The sequence below is a fragment of the Pandoraea horticolens genome (assembly GCF_902459555.1).
Lineage (GTDB): Bacteria > Pseudomonadota > Gammaproteobacteria > Burkholderiales > Burkholderiaceae > Pandoraea > Pandoraea horticolens.
The window spans coordinates 227,121-248,221 of the sequence record NZ_CABPSM010000008.1; the positions used below are offsets into that span (position 1 = coordinate 227,121).

Sequence of the window (21,101 nt, forward strand, 5' to 3'; positions counted from 1 at the left end):
CCGCCATTTTTGAGGGGGCTACTAACACAAACGGGCGAGGCGCAATTTCTCATGCGCACCCGCCCCGGTTTCTGCTCTAGGTACTGCTTGCCAGCGTCAGAAGCGGAAGTGCGAGAATGCCTTGTTGGCTTCGGCCATGCGGTGAACTTCGTCACGCTTCTTCATGGCGCCGCCACGGCCTTCCGAGGCCTCGATCAGCTCACCTGCCAGGCGCAGGGCCATCGACTTCTCGCTACGCTTTTTCGCGGCCTCACGCAACCAACGCATCGCCAATGCCATACGACGCGACGGACGCACTTCGACCGGAACTTGATAGTTTGCACCGCCAACACGGCGGCTCTTGACTTCAACGACCGGCTTCACGTTACCGAGAGCGGTGTTGAAGACTTCCAGCGGATCCTTGCCCGCCTTGGTTTGGATCTGCTCGAAAGCACCATAAACGATGCGCTCTGCAACCGACTTCTTGCCGGCAAGCATGAGCACGTTCATGAATTTAGCGACATCAACGTTGCCGAACTTCGGATCGGGCAACACTTCGCGCTTGGGGACTTCGCGACGACGCGGCATGATTTCTTCCTTAATAGATTCAGTTGGAGCTTGGCTCCAGGCCACCTACTAGCCAACAGGCCGAGTGACCACTTACTCAGTGACGATGTACCACCATCACCGAACGTATATCCGCTCAGCCGCTTAGGCCTTCGGACGCTTCGCGCCGTACTTCGAACGGGCCTGCTTACGGTCCTTGACGCCCTGCGTGTCGAGGCTACCGCGCACCATGTGGTAACGCACACCCGGCAAGTCCTTCACACGACCACCGCGAATCAGCACGACCGAGTGTTCCTGCAGGTTGTGGCCTTCACCGCCGATGTACGAGATGACTTCGAAACCGTTGGTCAGGCGCACCTTGGCAACCTTACGCAGTGCGGAGTTCGGCTTCTTCGGCGTCGTCGTGTACACACGGGTGCACACGCCACGACGCTGCGGGCAGTCCTGCAGAGCCGGGCTCTTGCTCTTGATTTGAGCAGAGGTGCGCGGCTTGCGGACCAATTGGTTAATCGTTGGCATTGTGATTTCCTAAACGTGTCAAAAGCATGAAAGCCAAGGCGGGCCGTCATGCGACTTTACTGCGTATCCCCTGGCTGCTCTTGCGGATTGCCCGCATCTAAACGCTTGATGCATAAGCACTTTGCATTAGGCACGGCCATACCGCCGGAAAAACCGGAGCCTGCGACTATACCTGCACTCAACACAAGTGTCAATGCACTCTCATGCAGATTTGCCCGGTAAGTCGTTGATTGTTAACGCGTTGCCGCTTCAACCCGCGCAGACGTACCGCTCAAGATGCGGCATTACCTCTCGAATTCAAGTATTGCGGCACTAATGTATGCAAATTACACTGTGGATATTCGGAATGAACACCGAAAATTTCCATACATAACACCGACATCGCCATGGACGCCTCCCACGACAGCCTGCGCACCGCCTTCTGGAAACCCGCGCTTACCGCCGGCAAGGGGCCACGCTATCTGCGGCTGGCCGGTTTCATCGAGCAGTCGGTGGCGGATGGACGTCTGCGCCCGGGCGACCGTCTGCCGGCACAGCGTGAGCTGGCGGCGTGGCTGGGCATCGATTTCACGACGGTCACGCGCGCTTACAACCGGGCGCGCGAGCGCAACGCCATCGAGGGACGCGGCCCGCTCGGCACCTTCGTGAGCACGCCTCGCGTAGCACTCGATCAGGTGCTCGATCTCGGGATGAATATCCCGCCCGCGCCGGCCGGCCTGTTCCTCGGCGAGATGCTGCACAAGGGGATCGACGAAGTGCTCCGGCACACGGATGCGTCGATGCTCATGGCATACCAACTGGGTGACGGTGGCGTGGCCGACCGGCAAGCCGGCGCCTTGTGGCTCGCGCCGATGCTCGGCCCTGTCTCCGCGTCCGACGTACTCGTTTGTCCCGGCGCGCAAGCCACACTGGCTGCCCTGCTGCTCGCAGGCACCGCGCGCGACGAGACGGTGCTGTGCGAGCCGATCGTCTACCCGGGCCTCCATAGCGCGGCGCGCACGCTCGGTCGCCGACTGGCGCACGTAGCCACCGACGACGACGGTATGCAGCCCGACGCCCTGCGCGTTGCCGCGCAAGAGCACAACGCGCGTCTGGTCTATCTGAACCCGACACTCCAGAATCCGACCACCCGCACGATGCCCGAGCGCCGCCGCCGCGAGTTGCTCGCTGTCGCCGAAACACTCGATCTGACGCTGATCGAAGACGATCCCTACTGGCGTCTCGCCAAAGACGCCCCGCCGCCTCTGGCGCGTCTTGCGCCGCATCGCGTGCATTACGTGGCGACACTGTCGAAATGCCTCACGCCGGGGTTGCGCACCGCATACGTCCGGCTTGCGAACGCCCGTCAACGCGACAACTTCCTGAATACGCTGCACTCCTTCGCGCTCATGTCGCCACCGCTGATGACAGGGCTGGCCACGCAGTGGATTCACAACGGCATGGCCGATCGCATTCTGGATGGCGTGAAGGACGCTGCCGCGCAGCGTCAGGCTATCGCCGCCGACATTTTGGGCGACGCGCACACGCCTGCGGCGCAGGGAATTCATCTCTGGCAAGCCCTGCCTGCCCCATGGACGGCCCGCGAATTGACGATGGCCGCCCGCGCAGAAGGACTGGCCGTCACGCCCGCCGACGCGTTCTGCCTGAGCACCGACGTCCCCAACGCCATCCGCATTTCGCTGGGGGGCGTGCGAGACACCGAGCGCCTGGCCAGCGCACTCAAGCGTCTGAAGTCGCTGCTGCGCGAAGTGCCGCCGAGCGTGCGCGCCGCCATCGTTTGAATGGGACGGCGCACCCGCCTGTGCCGAACCCCGAACGCACACGCCCCGACGCAATAGTCTGAGGCGACGCAACGCCCATACTCCGGCGCATCGCGGGAACGGACCCGTGACCTCAACTGGAGTAGCAGCGATGTATTTTCCTCTGATGAATTGGGTAACGACTGCGCTAACCGTCTCACACGGCGTGCCATTGCCGCACCTGAACGCTCACGACATGACGTCTGAACTCAGGCAGGTTGCACCGGTGTCGCCTTCCGTCGCCTCGCAAAGTCCATCTGCCTCCATCACCGCGACTACGTTCGATTGGTCGCGCGCGCCCTCCACCCGCGCACGTGTCTTCGCGGAAAGGCTCGCGGACGTGCGGCCGGTTTGTGTGAGAGGCAGCCGCAACGATGCCGAGAATTGTCTACTTGACCTTCCCGCGGACACCGACGTCGACGTCAGTGCAAGCCGTCTGATGCTGGCCGGCTGCGAAGCATCGCTGCCCGCCCCTATGCGCGCGGCGCTCTCGACGCAGGGCCGCGACACCCGCGCACTCGAGCAAGCGTTTTCCGAAACCTTCGCGGCCGAGTCCGAGGGCAAATTTTCGGTGTCGTCCATTGAAGGACGCCTGACGCAGCGACTCAGCCAAATGTCACCGGACATTCAGCGCATGCTGCGCCACCCCGACACGTACATTGAAGTGCCGCAGCTAGCCTTCTTACGCGTGCTGACCGGCGAGCATGAGGCACGGCGCCATCACATCGCGGGCCCATTCCCGGATACCCATATGCGGCGCTCGACAGGCAACCCCGAGGTGCGCGACGCGATGCTTGGCGCCTACATCAGCACGCCGGTGAATGGCCGGCTCCGCACGCTGTTCGTCTCGCTGGCCACCCCGACGACCGTCCAGCGGGTGTTTCAGGGCACGCTCACACACGCGGGCCGGCATGTGCCTCACCTGTTCGGCGAAATCCCGGAGTCCTACATGACCACCCGCATGCAGATGCGGGCCGTGGGGCCGGGCAGCGACATTGTGCACACACTGGCCGAGTTGCTTCACGACGGCCATCGACGCTATGGCGAGTTCGCCCGGGGCGAGACGCGTGAAGCGCTTGCCCCCGAATCGCATCGCCACGTCCGGCAGCCGTCATGCCGGCCGGGTCTTGCAGCCCAACCCTCCCCGGCGACACAATTGCCCCCATCGGCACCCTCCACGTCTCCGAGCGAGGGACAACCGCAGGCGAGCGCCGCCCCGGCGCGCGCCTCGTCCCGGTCACGCATACGACGTGACCCGCCATCCGCCGCCGAAATGCAACAGGCGCTAGCGGAGCTTGAGCGTCTGGACCAGGAATACTCGAAACTGTCGCGCCCTCGTTACGGCTGATCCGGGAACGCGTCGCCCTCCCGGCGAAAGGCGGCCAGCGCGCCGTCTTTACGCTGGACGGCGGGGCAAACTACCTCGAACTATCAAATCCCATAGCTCGGGTGTCGCATCCGGCGTAGCCGATGTCACTCAACGCGTTTTTTTCAAAGGCGCGAATTCGTACACTCCCTCAATTCGGAGCGAAGCCCTCCGCCCCCTGACACGAGTCCCCATTCAGCCATGCAGGCGAGTTTCGAAAAAGACAGCATTCTGGTGCTCGATGTCGATGGCACTCTGACCGATTCGGTACGCATTCACCAGCGCGCGCTGCTTGGCGCGATGGAGTCGCTGGCGTTCGAAGGCCTGAACACCGATTGGGGCAGCTACCCCCATCACACCGACACCGGCATCCTTATTCACGCCCATGCGGAACACGGCCGGGCGCTACCGCAGCCGCATGATCTGGCACGCTTCGAGCATGAGATCGACGAACGCTTCACTGCCCTGCTTAACGCCCATGGTCTGGCCGAGATTCCCGGCGCACGCGCGTTCGTCGATGCCGCTCACCGTTCGCGCTGGGGCGTGGTGTTCGCGACGGGCGGCATCCGGCAGGTCAGTCACCGCAAGCTGCGCTCGGTGGCTATCGACTACACAGACGCGATGCTCATCACCGCGTCCGAATACAGCTCACGCGAACAGCTCGTCGCCGAAGCGATCAAGCGGGCGCAGGCAGGTTACGGCATTACGAAACCGCGCGCGATCGTCTCAATGGGCGATGGGATGTGGGATCTGAAAGTGGCGCGCCAGCTTGGCATCGATTTCGTCGGCATCGGCTCGAAGCGCCAGCGCTCCCCCCTGCTTGCCGAAGGCGTGACCGTCTACGATGACATGTGGGACGCCATGCACTGGCTCACGCCTGGCCGCGGGCGCGCGTCAGGTACTCGCTTGGCGTCACGCCCATAAAGCGGCGAAACATGGTGGAAAACGCGCTCGGGGTGTCGTAACCGACTTCGAGCGCCACCTGCGTGATGGGCCGCCCCGCGCTCAACAGCGGCAGCGCACCGAGCAGGCGCATCTGCTGGCGCCACTCCCGGAACGGCAAGCCAAACTCCGTCATGAAACGCCGCTCCAGCGTGCGGCTCGACGCACCCACCTCGATCGCCCAGTCCTGCAAGCTGCGGGTATCGGCCGGCGTACTCAGGTAGCTATCGAAAATCTTGCGCAGACGAGGGTCTTGGGGCACCTGCAAGTGCAGCGGCGAGTCGCTCTTCCACTCGACTTCCTCGAGCAGCAGCGCCATGACGAGCGCGTCGCGGCCGTTGGGCGACCAGTCTTCGGGAAGCGTCATTGCGCGCAGGATCAACTCGCGCAACAGGGCGGAAACACGGATGACCACGGGCACGTCGGGCGCCGATATACCGCATCGGACCACGTCGACGTAGATCGTGCGCATTTCGACTCTGCCACGCATGCGCACTTCATGCGCGATTTTCCCCGGAATCCACAACGCGCGTTGCGGCGGTATCATCCAGAACGACGTGTCGGTGCGCACCTCGAGAATGCCAGCCCTTGCGTACATCAATTGCGCGCGCTGATGGGAATGCGTTCGCACGACGTGGCCATCCGGATAATCGATCGCCAACGCGCCGACGGGGCGGTCATGACCCTGAAATTCCAGGGGTACCGCACTTGTGATCGGCATCGGCACCAGGCCTTTCAAAGGCGTAATTTTTGGGTCGTTTTTGGCGATGCCACCAGCGTAACACTGGCCGCGCCCGCCCACCAAGCTGAATCCCTTGGCGTGTCGTTGCGCGGCGCGCCCCGTTCAGAACGGCTTGACGATCACCAACGCCACGATCACCGCCATCGAGACCAGTGTGACGGGCAGCGCCCGCTGAAAAAGCGCGGGCGATGTCGTGGCACCGTCGCGCTCGAGCCGACGGAGCGTGGCAGACAAGCGGCCGTGCAGCCCCGAGATGATCAGCACCAGAATCAGCTTGGCCATCAGCCACGGTGCGCTCCACCAATTCGCCATGATCGCCAGCGTGGGGCCTGTTAGCCACACCACGATCAACGCGGGCGACGCCAGCCCATAGTCCGCCCGCCGCGCGAGACGCCGCCATTCCGGCTGCACGAGACGCCCGCCCAGCGCCATCGTCACCATCCCGGCAATCAACGTAATCACCGCAATCAGATGCACGGCCTTGATCCACAAATAGAGCATCGGGTCTCCTCGGGTATCGACGGATTATTTCTTTATAAGCAAGAGTGGCTTGCCTTAAGTCGCCTTTATCACCAGCGTTCGCGCCAATAGACTTCAACTGTCGACGATGAAATCAACATCGCCCCTTTCAAAAGACAGGAGAAGAACATCATGCAACGCCCCCTTATTACCTCGGCTCTGGTTTGCGCAATGCTGGCCGTCTCGGCCGGTTCGGCTTTCGCCAGCGACGCCTTCGAAGGTCCCTCGGAATTCTCGTGGGTGCCGCAAACCAGCGTGCTTAGCCGCGCTCAGGTGCGCCAGGAACTGATTCAGACCGAACAGGCCGGTCTCTTGATTCAACATGACGCCGTGTACCCGAAGGCCGCCCCCAAGGCACAGCCGGTATCGGCCAGCGCTCCGGTCACGATGGGTTCGGTTGGCGGCCAGCAACGCGCCGGCACGACCTACTTCGGTTCGTAATGTAACTCGCCGCGCCGCGCGCCTCTCGTCAGAGGCCGCGGCGCGTTGTTCTGCGCATAACGACGCGCCGGCATCCGCCGGCGTATAGCGTGATCTCCGGTCTTCCCGACCCAAGACTCCTGTCGCTGTGCGTAGTGGTTCAACGCACAGGACTTTGCCCGTCGCCCCGGTGACGGGCTTTTTTAGCGAACCGCTGAACAGCCAACCTGTTCGCGAGATCCCCAATGCCGTGCCCGGAAACGACGAAGCCCGCCAAAGCGGGCTTCTTGCCGTCTACCGCGCGACGTCAAGACTTACTTCGTCAGCCACTTCGCGAGGAATTCCAGCGCGCGGCCGTGAGCCAACGCCGCCGACGGCTGATGATACGAACCACGTGCCCAGCAGTTGAAGCCGTGATCGGCCTCGGCGTACACGAACACTTCGGTGTTCGGACGCGACTTTACGGCGTCGCTCACCGCGCTCACGATATCCGGCGTGATGTGACTGTCCAATGCGCCATAGTGGAACTGCACCGGCACGTTCAGCTTGGCCGCTTCGCCGAGGTAGTTGTGAATGCCGCCGCCGTAGTACGGTACAGCGACATCGACCAGCCCGCGCGCTGCGCTCAGATACGACAGCAGACCGCCAAAGCAATAGCCGACAACGGCGACCTTCGCATGGCCGTCGAGCTTGGCGCGAAGCACCTTGGCCGTGGCTTCGATGTCTTTCACGGCCTTCTCGACGTCGACCGACTGGCGCAGTTCCATCGCGCGGGCCAGATCGTCGCCTGAATAGCCCAGCTCCACGCGCGGGGCAGCGCGCCAGAAGATGTCCGGCGCGAGCACCACGTAGCCGTCCATCGCATATTGATCGGCAACGCCGCGAATGTGTTCGTTCACGCCGAAGATTTCCTGCACCAGCACGATGCCCGGGGCATTCGCCGTCTTACCCGACGGCGGCAAAGCCAGATAGGCATCGAAGGCGCCATCCACGGTTTCGACACGGATCCATTGACTGTTCGACACGGAAGTTACTCCATCAAAGAAAGGGGGGAATGCCTGCGCCGGGCAGTGTCCGAGCGCCCGCAGAAACGGGACGCGACAGGCAGCGGCGACCGCGCGCAGTGAGGCCGGATCAGTATAGGCACTTTTGCCCTGCCGCACAGCATGCGGCAAAGCCCGCCGTACAAGGCTATGCGGGCACTGAGCAAGCGCACATCGTCATCTCGCGCCGCCAGTCCTCATCGCCCCGCCCACGCCACACGTTGCACGGTTTCGACGGCCGAACCCGAGTCGCGCATTCACCCCGCGAGTGCGGCGCCGAGCAGCTTCGCCACGCCGCCAAATCCCGCCGCCTGTGCAGAACCGATGCCATACAGGGCGCTCAACGACGGCCCGGGATTCAGAAAATCCACACGCACCTCGTCGGCGGACGCCGCCCACACCATCACCTTGAGCGGCAACTCCAGCCCGGCATGCGGATTGGCGGCCATCACCGGGGTGCCACCCTTCGGATTGCCGAAGAGCAGCAGGCGTGTCGGGCGCAGTTCCAGTCCGGCGGACGCGGCCGCCGCACGCTGATCGATGTCCGCGAAGATCGTCATGCCGTGCTGCTTGAGCGCGTCGATCACACGCGTGAGTGTGGCGTTGAAATCCACCGGGCTACGCCACGACGTGACAGTGGCGGGATGCACGAAATCGGTTGTCATACGGAGGTCTCCTCGAACGCTGTGGCTGGCGTCGACAGCCATTCCCGCGCAGCGTTTGCGCGGCGAACGATCAGTGTAACGCCACACATTTTTTCCTCCCGATACTACGCCACCCTCTGCGCGAAGCCATCGTGCAAGGCGTTGAAACCGGTGGATACCATAGTCCCGACATTGCGCGCGCCGTTGCATCCGGCTCACGCCTGAGGCGCCGCCATGATCCGCTCGTTCCACTGCGGCAGCCATTCCAGCATGAACTGCGCAAAGCCCTCCGCCGCCGGCGAGGCGGCACGAGACAGCGGACGATAGACACACACCTGACGAATCGTCTCGGGCGCCACGACACGCCGCATCACCAAACCGAACGGATGCGCGAGCGCCGCCACATAACCAGGCGTCAGCGTGGCGGCCAGCCCTTGCGCTGCAACACCGAGTGCCGTCGTGACGTTATCGACGACATCGATGGGAGTGATACGCGCGTCGGGCGGCGCGGACAAGCGCATTTGCGCCACGCTGCGTTCGTGATCGCGTCCGGCGGCAACGAGCGGCGTGTCGCGCAAGTCCGCCCAACGCACGCGGCGACGGCGCGCGAGCGGGTGTTCGGGCGTGCACCACAACACCCAGGGACTGTCGAACGCGGGCGCTCCCGCGACATGTGCGCCGGTGGCACGATTGGGGCCGATAGCCAGATCGAGATCACCGTTGGCGACATGATCGATGAGCACATCGACGGGCGTGTCGACCACGCGCACCACAACCTTAGGCCGCGTGGCGGCATAAGCGCGAATCGCTGCAGGCAGCGCCATACCGGCGAGCACGAGCGGCGCCCCCACGCGCACGATGCCGGCCGCGCGGTTACGCAGATCGTCGGCGGTCTTCTCGGCGGCCTGCACATGGCGCAGCACCGATTCGGCCGAGGCGAGGAAATCGCGCCCCGCGCTGGACAACGCCACGCGCCGGGTGGTGCGATCGAAGATGCGAAAGCCGAGCACCGATTCGAGTTCGGCGACGAGTTGGCTCACGGCGGACGACGTGAGCCCCAGCCGATTGCCGGCCTCCGCAAAGCTATGCAATTCGGCGATGGCCACCAAGGCTTCGAACTGTCGGAGCGTGACGCGGGTCAGGGGCATGGCATGTCGATTATCAAGTTTCGCTAACGAATGGACCAAAATCGATTGATTGTTCCGTAAAGGGGCGTCGCTCACAATCGATTTTCGAAATTCACCGTCGAACCCCATCGAATCGGTAAGGAGCGAGCCCCTCATGTTTTCCCACGTCGACGCCTATCCCGGCGACCCCATTCTCGGTCTGAACGAGGCCTTCGGCCACGACCCGCGTCAGCACAAGGTCAATCTGTCGATCGGCGTTTACTTCGACGACGACGGGCGTCTGCCGGTCATGCAGGCCGTACGCGACGCCGAATCTGCGGTGCTGGCGGATATCGGCCCGCGCCCCTACCTGCCGATGGCCGGCACACAGGCGTACCGAGACGCCGTACAAGCGCTCGTCTTCGGTGAGCGCAACGCCGCGCGACGCGAGCAACGCATCGCGACGTTGCAAACGCTTGGCGGTGGTGGCGCGCTGCGCGTGGGCGCCGACTTCCTCAAACGCTATTTCCCCGAGAGCACCGTCTGGATCAGCGATCCGAGCTGGGACAACCATCGCGTGGTGTTCGAGAGTGCGGGCTTTGCCGTGCAGTCGTACCCGTATTACGACGATGCCACCGGCGGGCTGCGTTTCGACGCCATGCTCGAGACGCTGGCGTCGCTGCCGCAGCACAGCATCGTGCTGCTGCATGCGTGCTGCCACAACCCAACCGGCGTCGACCTCACGCAAGCGCAATGGCAAACGCTCGTGCCGGTGCTGCGCGAGCGCGGTCTCATTACGTTCGTCGACATGGCCTACCAAGGCTTTGGAGACGGCCTCGATGCCGACGCTTTCGCCGTGCGTGCCCTGACCGACGCAGGCGTTCCGACGGTTGTCGCCAATTCGTTCTCGAAGAACTTCTCACTGTACGGCGAACGATGCGGTGCGCTGTCGGTGGTTTGCGCCACGACAGACGAAGCGTCGCGTGTGTTCGGACAACTGACCTGCACGGTGCGCGCGAACTATAGTAATCCGCCGACGCATGGCGCGCGGCTCGTCGCGCAGGTGTTGACGACACCCGCCTTGCGGCGCGCATGGGAAGACGAACTGAACGGCATGCGTACGCGCATCGCCACGATGCGAACGCAAATTCATGCCCGGCTGGCGGCGCACGTCAGCGGCGAGAAGCTCTCCCGGTACCTCGCACAGCGCGGCATGTTCACGTACACAGGGCTGTCCGCCGCTCAGGCCGATGCCCTGCGCGAGACACACGGTGTCTATCTGCTTCGCTCCGGGCGCATGTGTGTGGCGGGTCTGAACACGCGCAATGTCGACACCGTGGCGCATGCCATCGCACAGGTGCTGGCTCACGGTTAAGCCCCCGCAAGAGGAAAACACGGAGCGCATGCCTCCGACGAATGCATGCTCGACACATAACAACGACTGGAGACAACATGACCACAGCCACTGCCGCCGGCGCCCGCATCGGCCGCGACGCATCCTCACACACCTGGCGCGCGGTGGTATCCGCGTCCATCGGTAACGCGCTCGAATGGTTCGATCTCGTCGTGTACGGCTTTTTCGCCGTCACCATCGCGAAGCTGTTCTTCCCCGCGCACGACGACACGACTTCGCTGTTGCTCACGCTCGGCACGTTCGGCGTGTCGTTTTTCATGAGGCCACTGGGGGCCGTCGTGATTGGCGTGTATGCCGATCGCCGGGGACGCCGTGAGGCACTGACGCTGACCATTCTGTTGATGATGGCGGGTACGGCCATCATCGCGTTCATGCCGACGTACGAGACGATCGGCGTGCTGGCGCCGGTGGGTATCGTGCTCGCGCGCATGATTCAGGGCTTCTCCGCGGGCGGTGAGTTCGGCAGCGCGACGGCCTTTCTCGCCGAGCACGCACCGCGACGCCGCGGTTTTTTCGCGAGCTTTCAGGTGGCAAGTCAGGGGCTGACGACGCTGCTCGCCGCCGGCTTCGGTGCGGTGCTCACCAGCACGCTCTCGCCCGAGCAGATGCAGAGCTGGGGGTGGCGCGTGCCGTTCCTGTTCGGATTGCTGATCGGACCGGTGGCGTACTACATCCGCCGGCATGTCAGCGAGACGCCCGAGTTTCTCGAGGCCGAACCGACGCAGACGCCGCTGCGCGACACGTTCGAGCATCAGAAGATGCGTCTGCTGCTGGCCGTGGGCGCGGTGGTCGTTGCAACGGTGTCGACCTACCTCGTGCTGTACATGCCGACGTATGCAATCAAGCAACTCGGGTTGCCTGCGTCCGTGGCCTTTGCGGCAACAGTCGCGACAGGGATCGTGCAGATGTTCCTGTCGCCGGTCGTGGGCGCGTGGTCCGACCGTGTGGGCCGCGCGAGGCCGATGACGATGGCGGCCGCGGCGTTGCTGGTGTCGATCTGGCCGATGTTCTGGCTACTCTCGACATACCCGAGCTTCGGCATGATGCTCGCATTGCAGACGCTGCTTGGGGTGTTGATGACGATGTACTTCGCGCCGCTGCCGGCGCTCGCGTCGGAGATCTTCCCGGTCAAGACGCGAACGACGGGCTTGTCGCTCTCGTACAACCTGTCGGTGACGTGCTTCGGCGGCTTCGCACCGTTCATCCTGACGTGGCTGATCAACGTGACGGGTAGCAAACTGGCGCCGAGCTTCTACATGATGGCCGCCGCCGCCGTAGGTCTCGCCGCCCTGAGTCAGGTGTATCGTCACACGGGGGTGCGGTGATGTCGAGCCGCTGACCGGCAGATCGTCAAAAAAGGCACCGAGGTGCTTTTTTTACTTCGCCAGACGACCGGCTTATTGTGGATTATTGTGGATACAATCCATGCACCCGCCCGAAGAGCCGCGTCAGGCCGAGCAAGGCATCGATGTTGGGCGTGGGGACGGCTACGCGCTGGCCGATCTCTCGCACTGCGCCGACCAACGCGTCGAGCTCGATAGGACGCTGCGCTTGCACGTCCTGCAGCATCGACGTCTTGACCGCGCCCAGCTTCGCCGTCACCTCATGCCGGTCCTCGGGCGACTGCCCGATCGCGCAACCGATCTTCGCGCCAATCGCCGCCGCCTCGCGCATCGCCGCCGAGCAGAACGCCCGCACGAGCGGATCGTCCAGCAACCGGTCGATGGTCGCTCCCGTAATCGCCGAGACCGGATTCATCGTCAGATTGCCCCACAGCTTGTACCAGATGTCGAGACGCACGTTCTCCGACGCCGTCACATCGAAACCCGCACGCGCCAGCAGTGCCGCAAGCCGCTGCACACGCTCGCTCGTTCCGCCGCCCGGCTCGCCGATGATGAGGCCACGCCCCATCTTGTGATCGACCAGTCCCGGCGCCGGTGTCGCCGCGCTCGCATGCACCACACAACCGATCACGTTTGCCTGCGGAATCGCCGCGCCAATCGTCCCTTGCGGGTCGACGCTCGTCAACGTCTCGTCGCCGAAAGGCGTCACGCCTTTGCAAAACCACCAGGGCACGCCGTTCATCGCGGGCAGCACCAGCGTCTGCGGCCCGAGCAACGGCGCGACGCACGCAGCCACTTGCGCGAGCGCCGGTCCCTTCACCGCAATCACGACCAGATCCTGAGCGCCCAGCTTCGCAGCCTCTTCCATCGGATACACCGCAGCGACCGGCGCCGCCGTCAGCGTCTCTCCCTGCTTCACTCGCCAGCCGTGCTCACGCAGCGCCGCCAGCGTCGCGCCGCGCGCCAGCGCACTGACCTGCGCCTCGCCCGTTGCCGCGAGCTTCAAACCGAGCAAGCCGCCGATGGCACCCGCGCCAATGATCGTCACCTTCATACCTTCACTCCTGTCGATGTGCCGCGAGTCGATAGTTTTCCTTGAATCGCTTCGGCACCCGTTCATCGAAACCCAGCGCCACCCGGCGCACTTCGGGACTGTCGCCCGGCGCATGCCCCACACCTAACGCCGCCGCACGCGGCGCGTCGATACGCACGACCATGCCGGAAAGCCGTCCGAGTTCCGTGATCTCGCACTCCACGAGATCGCCGGCGTCCACAGAGCGCGAATGGCAGGGCGTGCCCATCAGGATCACGTCGCCCGGCACCAGCGTGATGTGCCGCGCAATGTCCGCGATCACGTAGTGCGGGCCCCAGATCGTCTCGTCGCCGATATGCGCTTCCTGCACAACGCGTCCGTTGCGATACGTGCGCAATGTCTGCGCGAATAGATTCACGCCGCGCACGATGCCGGGGCCGACGGGCAACAGCGTATCCGCGCCCTTCACGCGCAGCATCGAACCCTGATCCGTGTCGCGAAAGTCTTGCAGTCCCATATCCAGCGCCGGGCAAAAGCCTTCGATGTAATCCCACGCCTCGTCCGGTAGCACATTCCGGCACGTACGCCCGATCACTACGGCGTACTCGCCCTCGTAGTTCAGATAGCGGCAGTCCGCTGGTTTGAGGATCTGCCCGCCGTGGCCGTTCAGCGAGGTCGGCGGCTTCGTGAAGTACGTCGGGGTGTCCGTCGGCTTCGGCTTGTTGCGCGTCTCCATGCTACGCGAGCGATAGGAGATATGCACTGCGACAATTTTCGACGGCTCGACCGGTGGCAGATGCACCACCGTCTGCGGATCGACGGTACGCCCGTCGTCGAGCCGCAGCAGTCCGCGCTCGGCCCCTTCCTCGACGATCGTGCCCCAGAACGCGCTGCCGCCGAGCAGGATGCGACGGCGTTCGACACGCGGTCCGCACATCACGGCAGGCAATTCGCGCAACGGAAATTCGAAGTCCATGGTCTCGCCTTGTCAGAGGGTATCGAACCAGATATGCACGTTGCCGGTGCCGCGCGCGTTCTCGTACTCGGACAACACCGTGCCCGCGTTACGGCACGCCGCACCGCCCAACGCCCCCACCATCTGCAAATAGTGCGCCCCGTGCGCTTCCCACGGCCGCTTGCGGTAGTCCTCGTCCCACTCTGCCAGAATCCGGTCGTGACGCCCCTCTCGAAACGCCTCGATCGCCCGCTTGTCGCTCGCGATATTCTCCGGACGCGACACATTGCTCTCGTGAAAAATGCGCGGATGATTCGGCTTCCAGTCGATACCGTTGAACTTGTGACTCAACGCCCCCGACGCCAGCATCACCACGCGCAGATGACTGCGGCGAATCGCCTCGCCAATCACTTCGCCCGATTGCAGGAAATGCGGCGTCTCGCAGTTCTGGCACGAACTCACGGTGACAATCGGCCACGCGTCGAGCCGCATCTGCTTGATGACGTTGATCGTCGGGTAATGACGCGGCAAATCGGGATGCTGCACCGCGCGGGCGCGCACGCCATGCTCGCGGGCGACGGCGTCGATGCCCAGCGCCAGTTCCGGATGCCCGCGATAGTCGTACGGCACACCGTGCAGATACCACGGCATCTCGTCGGAGATGTACATGCCCGAGTAGTGCGCACCGCCATCGATCAGGTGATAGCCCGTGGTGAACCAGTGCGAGTCGAAAATCACGATGACGTCCGGACGTGCCGCCACGATGTGCTCACGCACCCGTGCATAGCCGGGAATCAGGTCCGAATCCGCGCCCGCGCCCTGCAACACGCGAAACTCCTCACACTGCATCAAGCCGGGGTGATGCGACACCAGTGCCGCGCCGACGATCTGTCCCATGTTGCTCTCCTCCTATCTCGTTGTTATGTCGCTGTGCGCGGCGCATCAGCGATGGCTGAAACTCGCCTTGAACGGCTGCCGGGGTACGACGACATCCTTGACGTCGCAGAAGAATTCGAAACTCCAGTCGCCGCCTTCGCGTCCGATGCCCGAGCGCTTGATGCCGCCGAACGGCGCGGCCAGATCACGAATGCCGAAACTGTTGATCCAGATGAAGCCGGTGCAAACGCGCTCCGCCACGGCAATGGCATGCGCCTCGTCGCCGTAGCACACGCCGCCCAGCCCGTAGTCGGTGCCGTTGGCCATGTCGACGGCCTCGTCGTCGTTTGCGAATGTTTGCAGCGTGAGCACGGGACCGAAGACTTCCTGCTGTACGATCTCGTCGCGTTGACGCAAATCCGTGAGCAGCGTCGGCGCGAAATACTGTGCACCGAACGGATGCCGTGTGCCGCCCCACAGCGCGCGCGCGCCCCCTGCGACGGCACGTTCGACGAAGCTCTGCACGCGCTCCAGTTGGCGCATGTGGATGATCGGACCGATCTCGGTGGCACCGTCGCGCGGATCGCCCACCACCAGACGCTCAACCTGCGCGCGCAGCTTTTCGGTAAACAGGGTTACCACGCTGGCATCCACCAGCAAACGGGTGCCCGCCAGGCACACCTGTCCCGCGTTGCGATACATCAGTGCAGCGGTTGCTGCGGCGGCGTCGAGATCGGCGTCCGCCAGCACGATGAAGGCCGACTTGCCGCCCAGTTCCAGACTGCAAGGCACGAGGTTGGCCGCCGCCGTCTTTGCGATCCACTTGGCCGTTGCCACCGAGCCCGTGAACGAGATGCGGGCGAGCCGTGCGTCGCTCACGAGCGCCGCCCCAGTCACCACACCCGAGCCCTGCAACAGATTGAACACACCGGGCGGCAAGCCCGCCTCGTGCGCGCAGTCGGCGAGCAGCGAGGAAGTGAGCGGCGCCCACTCCGGTGCCTTCAGCACCACCGTGTTGCCAGACGCAAGCGCCGGACCGACCTTCCATGTCGCCAGCATCAGCGGCGAATTCCATGGCGTAATCACCGCGACCACACCCGCCGGATCGTGACGCACGAGGTGGCGCGCCTGCGGCGTCTCGATCACGCGGTCTTGCAACGTCAATGCATGTTCGGCAAACCATGTGAGGTTCTGCATCGCCCGCGGCACCACGCCATGCGCCATACGCGAGCGCAGCACACCCGCGTCGGAACTCTCCAACGTGGCGAAAGCGTCGGCGCGACGCCCGATCGCCTCGGCGAAGCGCTGGAGATACGGCTGACGCCCCGCCGCACCCAGCGCCGCCCACGAGGGAAACGCCAGCGCCGCCGACGTCACCGCCGCATCGACATGCGCCAAACTGCCACTGGCGATGTCCCCAAGCCGCGTCTGGTCGATGGGCGAGGCGCACTCGAAGGTGTCGTCGGACGCCACGCGGCGGCCGTCGATATAGTGGTTGGGCGAAACCGATACGCCGGCGACGTCAAAGCGGGTAGCACTCATGCCATGTCTCTTGCAAAAGGGTGGGGAAAGGCGTGGAGCGCGCGACGCGTCCTCAGCGCGTCTCGTCTTTGCCGAGGGCGAACTTCGCGGCCAGCGAACGGCTCGCGCTCGCGAGCAACGCGGTGTCGATGCCCACCGCGATGAAGGTCACACCCTGGTCGAGGTAGTGACGGGCAAGCGCCTCGTCAGCACACAAGATGCCGGCGGCTTTGCCCGCGCGGCGAATACGTGCAATGCCATCGTCGATGGCCTTGCGCACCTCGGGATGCGTTGCCTGACCGAGATAGCCCATCGATGCGGCGAGATCGGCCGGACCGATGAACACGCCGTCCACGCCATCGACGGCGGCAATGTCGTCGACCTGCGCCAGCGCGTCGGCCGTCTCCACTTGCACGAGCAGACAGGTCGCATCGTTCGCGGCGTGCAGATAGTCGTCGTAGCGATTCCACCGCGAGGAGCGAGCCAACCCGCTGCCTACGCCGCGTATGCCCTGCGGCGGATAGCGCGTGGCGCTGACGAGGGCCTGAGCCATCGCGGCGGATTCAACCATCGGCACGAGCAGCGTCGTCGCACCGATTTCGAGTACCTGCTTGATCAGAACGGCATCGCCATGGGGCAACCGCACGATGGGATGCGTCGGGTACGGCGCCACCGCCTGCAATGTCGCCAGCATCGTGCGCAAGTCGTTCGGCGCGTGCTCGCCGTCGATCGCCAGCCAGTCGAAGCCGCTGCCCGCGCACAATTCGGCAGCGTACGGTGTCGCCAGTCCCAACCACAGACCGATCTGACGCTCGCCGCGTGCGAGTGCCTGCTTGAAGAGATTCGGGGGTGTTTTCATGACATCGGCTCCAGTGAGGTACGGATGGACGGGGGCGGCGCGCCCCCTCGCACGAGGTTAGACGAAGCGCACGCCGATGGCGCCAAGCGGGCCGTAGTCGGCGTGGAAGACGTCGCCCGCGGCGCAGGCCACGGGCCGCGTAAACGACCCGGCCAGTACGATTTCGCCTGCCTGCAACCCTTCGTCGAATGCCCCTAGCTTGTTGGCGAGCCACGCAATGCCGTTGCCTGGATGGTTGAGTACGGCCGCACTCAGGCCCGACTCTTCGATCACGCCGTTGCGATAGAGCAGTGCACCTGTCCAGCGCAGATCGACGGCGTCCGGTTTCACGGGACGCCCGCCAAGAATCACCGCCGCATTGGCCGCGTTGTCGGCAATCGTGTCGAAGACCTTGCGTGGCGCTTTCGTGTCGCGGTCGAACAGCTCGATGCGGCCGTCGATCAATTCGAGTGCCGGCGTCACCCACGCGGTGGCGTCGAGCACGTCGAACAGCGTGACACCCGGCCCCTTGAGCGGCTTGGCCAGAATGAATGCCAACTCCACTTCGAGGCGCGGCACGATGAAGCGCGAGGCCTCGAGCGTCGCACCGTCGGCCACGAGCATGTCGTCGAGCAGTGTGCCGTGATCGGGTTCGGCAATTTGCGCGGTAACCTGCATGGCGCGCGACGTCAGCCCGATCTTGTGCCCGATCATGCGACGGCCTTGCGCGTACTTCAACGCCAGCCACGCTTGCGAAATCGCGTAGCTGTCGGCAATCGTCATGTCGGGATAGCGGCGCGAAAACTGCATGACAGGCGTGCGGCTGCGCTCGGCATCGTGCAACTCGCGGGCAAGGGTCTGATGAATCGAGGCGTCGAGCTTCGGCATCGCGTTGTCTCCATGATGCCGCCCGGCGCAGGCGGCATGTTTTGTCGGTCGATAGCCGCTATTCTTACGGTCGCCCGCGCCACCGACAATCAATCGATTTTGGGTGATTCATAAGTAAAACTGGATAATCGCGCGTCACCTGATGACACCCCATCCACGCGGAATGCCCTCGCTGTCTTCGTCTTCATCCCGGCCGCCACCGCCCATTGGCAACCGAGACTCAGGAAGACAAATTATGAATGAGAGTGATTTGCATTTATAATTCGCAACGCTTTATTACAACGCGTTAAGCGTAACGATCCGAATGCCGCTGCCTGCGATTCTGCCAGCGGCCAGCGCTCGCCACACTCCCGCAGTCACGAAGGTCAGCCAAGATGAAGATGTCCGTAAGTCGCCGTATGCACGTGGCCGCCAGCGCCGCGGGCACGGTTAGCGCCGCCAGCCCCACTCGAGCCGATCGCCTCGCCTCCCCGGTTCGCCGCCCCCACGCCACCGCCTGTGCCGCCGCGTTGCTCATGGCAACGCTCGGCGTCGCCCATGCGCAGCAGACGACACCGGCCACCCCAGCCGCGGAAGCCAAGGCCGACGTCGAACTCGGCGCGGTGAATGTCTCGGGCGACTGGCTCGGCACCGGACTCGACAGCAGTGCAAAAACGTTTCCCGGCGCGCGCACCGTCGTGAAGAAGCAGCAGATCGAGGAATCGGGTGCGACGAATATCGGCGACGTCATGCGCCGCATTCCGGGTTTGCAAGCCACGGACAACTCGGGCACCGCCGGCAGTGCCATTTCACTGAACATCGGGGTACGCGGTCTATCCGGCCGATTCACGCCGCGCTCGACCGTGCTGCTCGACGGCATTCCCATGGCGGTGGCCCCCTATGGTCAGCCGCAGTTGTCGTTCGCCCCGGTGAGTCTGTTCAACATCGAGAGCATCGACGTGGTGCGCAGCGGCGGAGCCGTGCGCTATGGGCCGCAGAACGTAGGTGGCGTGATCAACTTCAAGACCCGTTCGATTCCCAACACGCCAGGCCTCACCGCAGATGCCACGGTGCGAGAGAACATCTACACCACCGGAGGGGGTGCGAACACGCAGTACGGCGTGTTCCTCGGGACACAGATGGACAACGGCCTGGGCCTCGCGCTGCTGTACTCGGGCATGGTCGGACGCGACTGGCGCAAGGGTAGCGACGAGCGCGTGAACGACCTCGCGCTGAAGTGGCGCTACGACATCACACCGAGCCAGCAGGTGTACGGCAAGGTCTCGTACTACGATGTGAAGTCGAAGACGCCCGGCGGCCTGAGCGTCGCGCAATACAACGCCGACCCATTCCAGAACACGCGTCCGAACGACTACTGGAGCGGCAACCGCACCGGCCTCGACTTTGGGTATCTGAACACCCTCTCCGAGACGCAGGAGTTCGAGGTTCGCACGTTCTATAACGAGAGCTACCGCCAGAGCACGCTGGTCAACCCGACCTACACCCAGACCACGCACCAACCGCGCAACTATCAGACCTTCGGCGTCGAGCCACGCTTCACGCAGCGTCTGTTCTTCGGTCCGACCGCACACGACGTGACCGTCGGCTACCGTTACGTGCACGAGCGCGGCGACGACAATAACTGGACCACGACGCTTGCCACTGGCCGCAACTCGGCCACCCAGACGTTCAACAACTTCACCAGCGCGAGCGCGTTCTATATCGACGATCGCATGGCGTGGGGCAACTGGCGCTTCACGCCGGGCGTGCGCTACGAAGCGATCCGTTCGCAGCGCGTCGACAATGCATCGGGCGCAACCTATCGAACGGACAACAACAAGCCGCTTCCGTCGGTGAACCTGTCGTATCTCGTGAACGACGCGTGGACGGTATTCGCCGACTACAGCACGTCGTTCGGACCGGTGCAGAATACGCAGTTGAATTCGATGTCGGCCACCAACCCGCTGGTGCCGGAACTGGCGCGCACGTATGAAATCGGCACGCGCTGGACGGATAAGCGCTGGAAGGCGGAGCTGACTGCATTCCATATGCGATTCGACAATCAGATTCTGCAAGTGTCCGGCACGAACCCGCCAGTCTTCCAGAACATTGGTGCGACGAATCACGACGGTATCGAAACTGCCATCGACTACACGTTCGATCGCGACAGCGTGCTTCGCGGGCTGAACGTATACGCGAACTTCACCTATACGCGTGCGATCCAGAAGTCGGGCGCGACCGCCGGTCTCGATGTGCCGTTCTACTCGCGCGTCACCGACACACTCGGCGCTCGGTACGAGATCGGTCAGTGGACGTTCAATGTCTCGACCACGCACCAAAGCTCGCAGTACTCGGATCTGGCGAACACTGCGGTGGAATCGGCCGACGGCAGCAACGGCAAGGTGCCGGGCTTTCGCGTGTGGAACCTGCAAACGATATACAAGCTCCCCGGGTACAAGAATGCCGACGTCACCGTGGGTTTGAACAACGTATTCGACAAGCGCTTCTACACGCGTAACGTGGACGGCAACGCAGGACGCATGGTCGGCGCACCGCGCATGGTCTACGTTCAGGGGCACTTCGGGTTCTGATCCGGTAACTGGTTGAG

20 protein-coding genes are annotated in these 21,101 nt (G+C 63.9%); 7 read left to right on the top strand and 13 right to left on the bottom strand.

What is annotated here, in order from left to right; translation table 11 throughout:
• Positions 1-96: 96 nt before the first annotated feature.
• Together rpsG and rpsL are read right to left on the bottom strand one after the other, a co-directional pair.
• Positions 97-567: a 30S ribosomal protein S7 gene (gene rpsG, locus PHO31112_RS15290; RefSeq protein ID WP_010804141.1), complete on the bottom strand. Its 471-nt coding sequence runs from the start codon at positions 565-567 to the stop codon at positions 97-99.
• A 123-nt stretch (positions 568-690) separates the two neighbouring features.
• Positions 691-1,065, bottom strand: coding sequence for a 30S ribosomal protein S12 (gene rpsL, locus PHO31112_RS15295; RefSeq protein ID WP_010804142.1), 375 nt, complete (start codon positions 1,063-1,065; stop codon positions 691-693).
• 386 nt (positions 1,066-1,451) lie between these two features.
• Here rpsL and PHO31112_RS15300 point away from each other — a divergent pair, with 386 nt between their 5' ends.
• The 3 genes from PHO31112_RS15300 to PHO31112_RS15310 all read left to right on the top strand — a co-directional run bounded on the left by PHO31112_RS15300 (position 1,452) and on the right by PHO31112_RS15310 (position 5,154).
• A complete protein-coding gene (locus tag PHO31112_RS15300; RefSeq protein WP_150621261.1) occupies positions 1,452-2,846 on the top strand; it encodes an aminotransferase-like domain-containing protein in 1,395 nt (464 codons plus the stop codon).
• Positions 2,847-2,976: 130 nt separating this feature from the next.
• Positions 2,977-4,212: a hypothetical protein gene (locus PHO31112_RS15305; protein WP_150621262.1), complete on the top strand. Its 1,236-nt coding sequence runs from the start codon at positions 2,977-2,979 to the stop codon at positions 4,210-4,212.
• 219 nt (positions 4,213-4,431) lie between these two features.
• Positions 4,432-5,154: an HAD family hydrolase gene (locus PHO31112_RS15310; RefSeq protein ID WP_150621263.1), complete on the top strand. Its 723-nt coding sequence runs from the start codon at positions 4,432-4,434 to the stop codon at positions 5,152-5,154.
• Here the strand turns inward: PHO31112_RS15310 and PHO31112_RS15315 are convergent.
• Together PHO31112_RS15315 and PHO31112_RS15320 are read right to left on the bottom strand one after the other, a co-directional pair.
• Positions 5,102-5,893, bottom strand: a complete 792-nt coding sequence (locus PHO31112_RS15315; RefSeq protein ID WP_150621264.1) for an AraC family transcriptional regulator — start codon at positions 5,891-5,893, stop codon at positions 5,102-5,104. The two genes, PHO31112_RS15310 and PHO31112_RS15315, sit on opposite strands and share 53 nt — an antisense overlap.
• A 123-nt stretch (positions 5,894-6,016) precedes the next feature.
• Complete coding sequence (locus PHO31112_RS15320) at positions 6,017-6,415, bottom strand: CopD family protein (protein ID WP_150621265.1); 399 nt, start codon at positions 6,413-6,415, stop codon at positions 6,017-6,019.
• Positions 6,416-6,565: 150 nt separating this feature from the next.
• Here PHO31112_RS15320 and PHO31112_RS15325 point away from each other — a divergent pair, with 150 nt between their 5' ends.
• Entirely contained in the window at positions 6,566-6,874 is a 309-nt protein-coding gene (locus tag PHO31112_RS15325) for a DUF4148 domain-containing protein (RefSeq protein WP_150621266.1), read from the top strand.
• Positions 6,875-7,167: 293 nt separating this feature from the next.
• Here the strand turns inward: PHO31112_RS15325 and PHO31112_RS15330 are convergent, their stop codons facing one another.
• The 3 genes from PHO31112_RS15330 to PHO31112_RS15340 form a co-directional block, all read right to left on the bottom strand.
• Positions 7,168-7,878: a dienelactone hydrolase family protein gene (locus PHO31112_RS15330; protein WP_150621267.1), complete on the bottom strand. Its 711-nt coding sequence runs from the start codon at positions 7,876-7,878 to the stop codon at positions 7,168-7,170.
• A 275-nt stretch (positions 7,879-8,153) separates the two neighbouring features.
• A complete protein-coding gene (locus tag PHO31112_RS15335; RefSeq protein WP_150621268.1) occupies positions 8,154-8,561 on the bottom strand; it encodes a DUF302 domain-containing protein in 408 nt (135 codons plus the stop codon).
• Positions 8,562-8,755: 194 nt separating this feature from the next.
• A complete protein-coding gene (locus PHO31112_RS15340) occupies positions 8,756-9,688 on the bottom strand; it encodes a LysR family transcriptional regulator (RefSeq protein WP_150621269.1) in 933 nt (310 codons plus the stop codon).
• Positions 9,689-9,821: 133 nt separating this feature from the next.
• On the opposite strand from PHO31112_RS15340, the gene PHO31112_RS15345 reads away from it, so the two are divergent.
• Both PHO31112_RS15345 and PHO31112_RS15350 read left to right on the top strand, forming a co-directional pair.
• Positions 9,822-11,021: an amino acid aminotransferase gene (locus PHO31112_RS15345; protein WP_150621270.1), complete on the top strand. Its 1,200-nt coding sequence runs from the start codon at positions 9,822-9,824 to the stop codon at positions 11,019-11,021.
• Positions 11,022-11,098: 77 nt separating this feature from the next.
• Complete coding sequence (locus PHO31112_RS15350; protein WP_150621271.1) at positions 11,099-12,385, top strand: MFS transporter; 1,287 nt, start codon at positions 11,099-11,101, stop codon at positions 12,383-12,385.
• A gap of 82 nt (positions 12,386-12,467) precedes the next feature.
• Here PHO31112_RS15350 and PHO31112_RS15355 read toward each other — a convergent pair whose 3' ends face one another.
• The 6 genes from PHO31112_RS15355 to hpaH are packed head-to-tail and all read right to left on the bottom strand — an operon-like array spanning position 12,468 to position 18,514.
• Positions 12,468-13,457, bottom strand: a complete 990-nt coding sequence (locus PHO31112_RS15355; protein ID WP_150621272.1) for a 2-dehydropantoate 2-reductase — start codon at positions 13,455-13,457, stop codon at positions 12,468-12,470.
• Positions 13,458-13,461: 4 nt separating this feature from the next.
• A complete protein-coding gene (locus PHO31112_RS15360) occupies positions 13,462-14,412 on the bottom strand; it encodes a fumarylacetoacetate hydrolase family protein (protein WP_150621273.1) in 951 nt (316 codons plus the stop codon).
• A 12-nt stretch (positions 14,413-14,424) separates the two neighbouring features.
• Complete coding sequence (locus tag PHO31112_RS15365; protein ID WP_150621274.1) at positions 14,425-15,288, bottom strand: DODA-type extradiol aromatic ring-opening family dioxygenase; 864 nt, start codon at positions 15,286-15,288, stop codon at positions 14,425-14,427.
• Between the two features lie 45 nt (positions 15,289-15,333).
• Positions 15,334-16,809 (bottom strand): aldehyde dehydrogenase family protein, encoded by a 1,476-nt coding sequence (locus PHO31112_RS15370; protein ID WP_150621275.1) that lies wholly within the window; start codon positions 16,807-16,809, stop codon positions 15,334-15,336.
• A gap of 52 nt (positions 16,810-16,861) precedes the next feature.
• Positions 16,862-17,647 (bottom strand): 4-hydroxy-2-oxoheptanedioate aldolase, encoded by a 786-nt coding sequence (hpaI, locus tag PHO31112_RS15375; RefSeq protein ID WP_150621276.1) that lies wholly within the window; start codon positions 17,645-17,647, stop codon positions 16,862-16,864.
• 57 nt (positions 17,648-17,704) lie between these two features.
• Positions 17,705-18,514, bottom strand: coding sequence for a 2-oxo-hept-4-ene-1,7-dioate hydratase (gene hpaH, locus PHO31112_RS15380; RefSeq protein ID WP_150621277.1), 810 nt, complete (start codon positions 18,512-18,514; stop codon positions 17,705-17,707).
• Between the two features lie 374 nt (positions 18,515-18,888).
• Here hpaH and PHO31112_RS15385 point away from each other — a divergent pair, with 374 nt between their 5' ends.
• The gene (locus PHO31112_RS15385) at positions 18,889-21,084 is read left to right on the top strand and encodes a TonB-dependent receptor family protein (RefSeq protein WP_150621278.1); all 2,196 of its coding nucleotides are present in this window, start codon (positions 18,889-18,891) and stop codon (positions 21,082-21,084) included.
• The last annotated feature ends 17 nt before the right edge of the window (positions 21,085-21,101 follow it).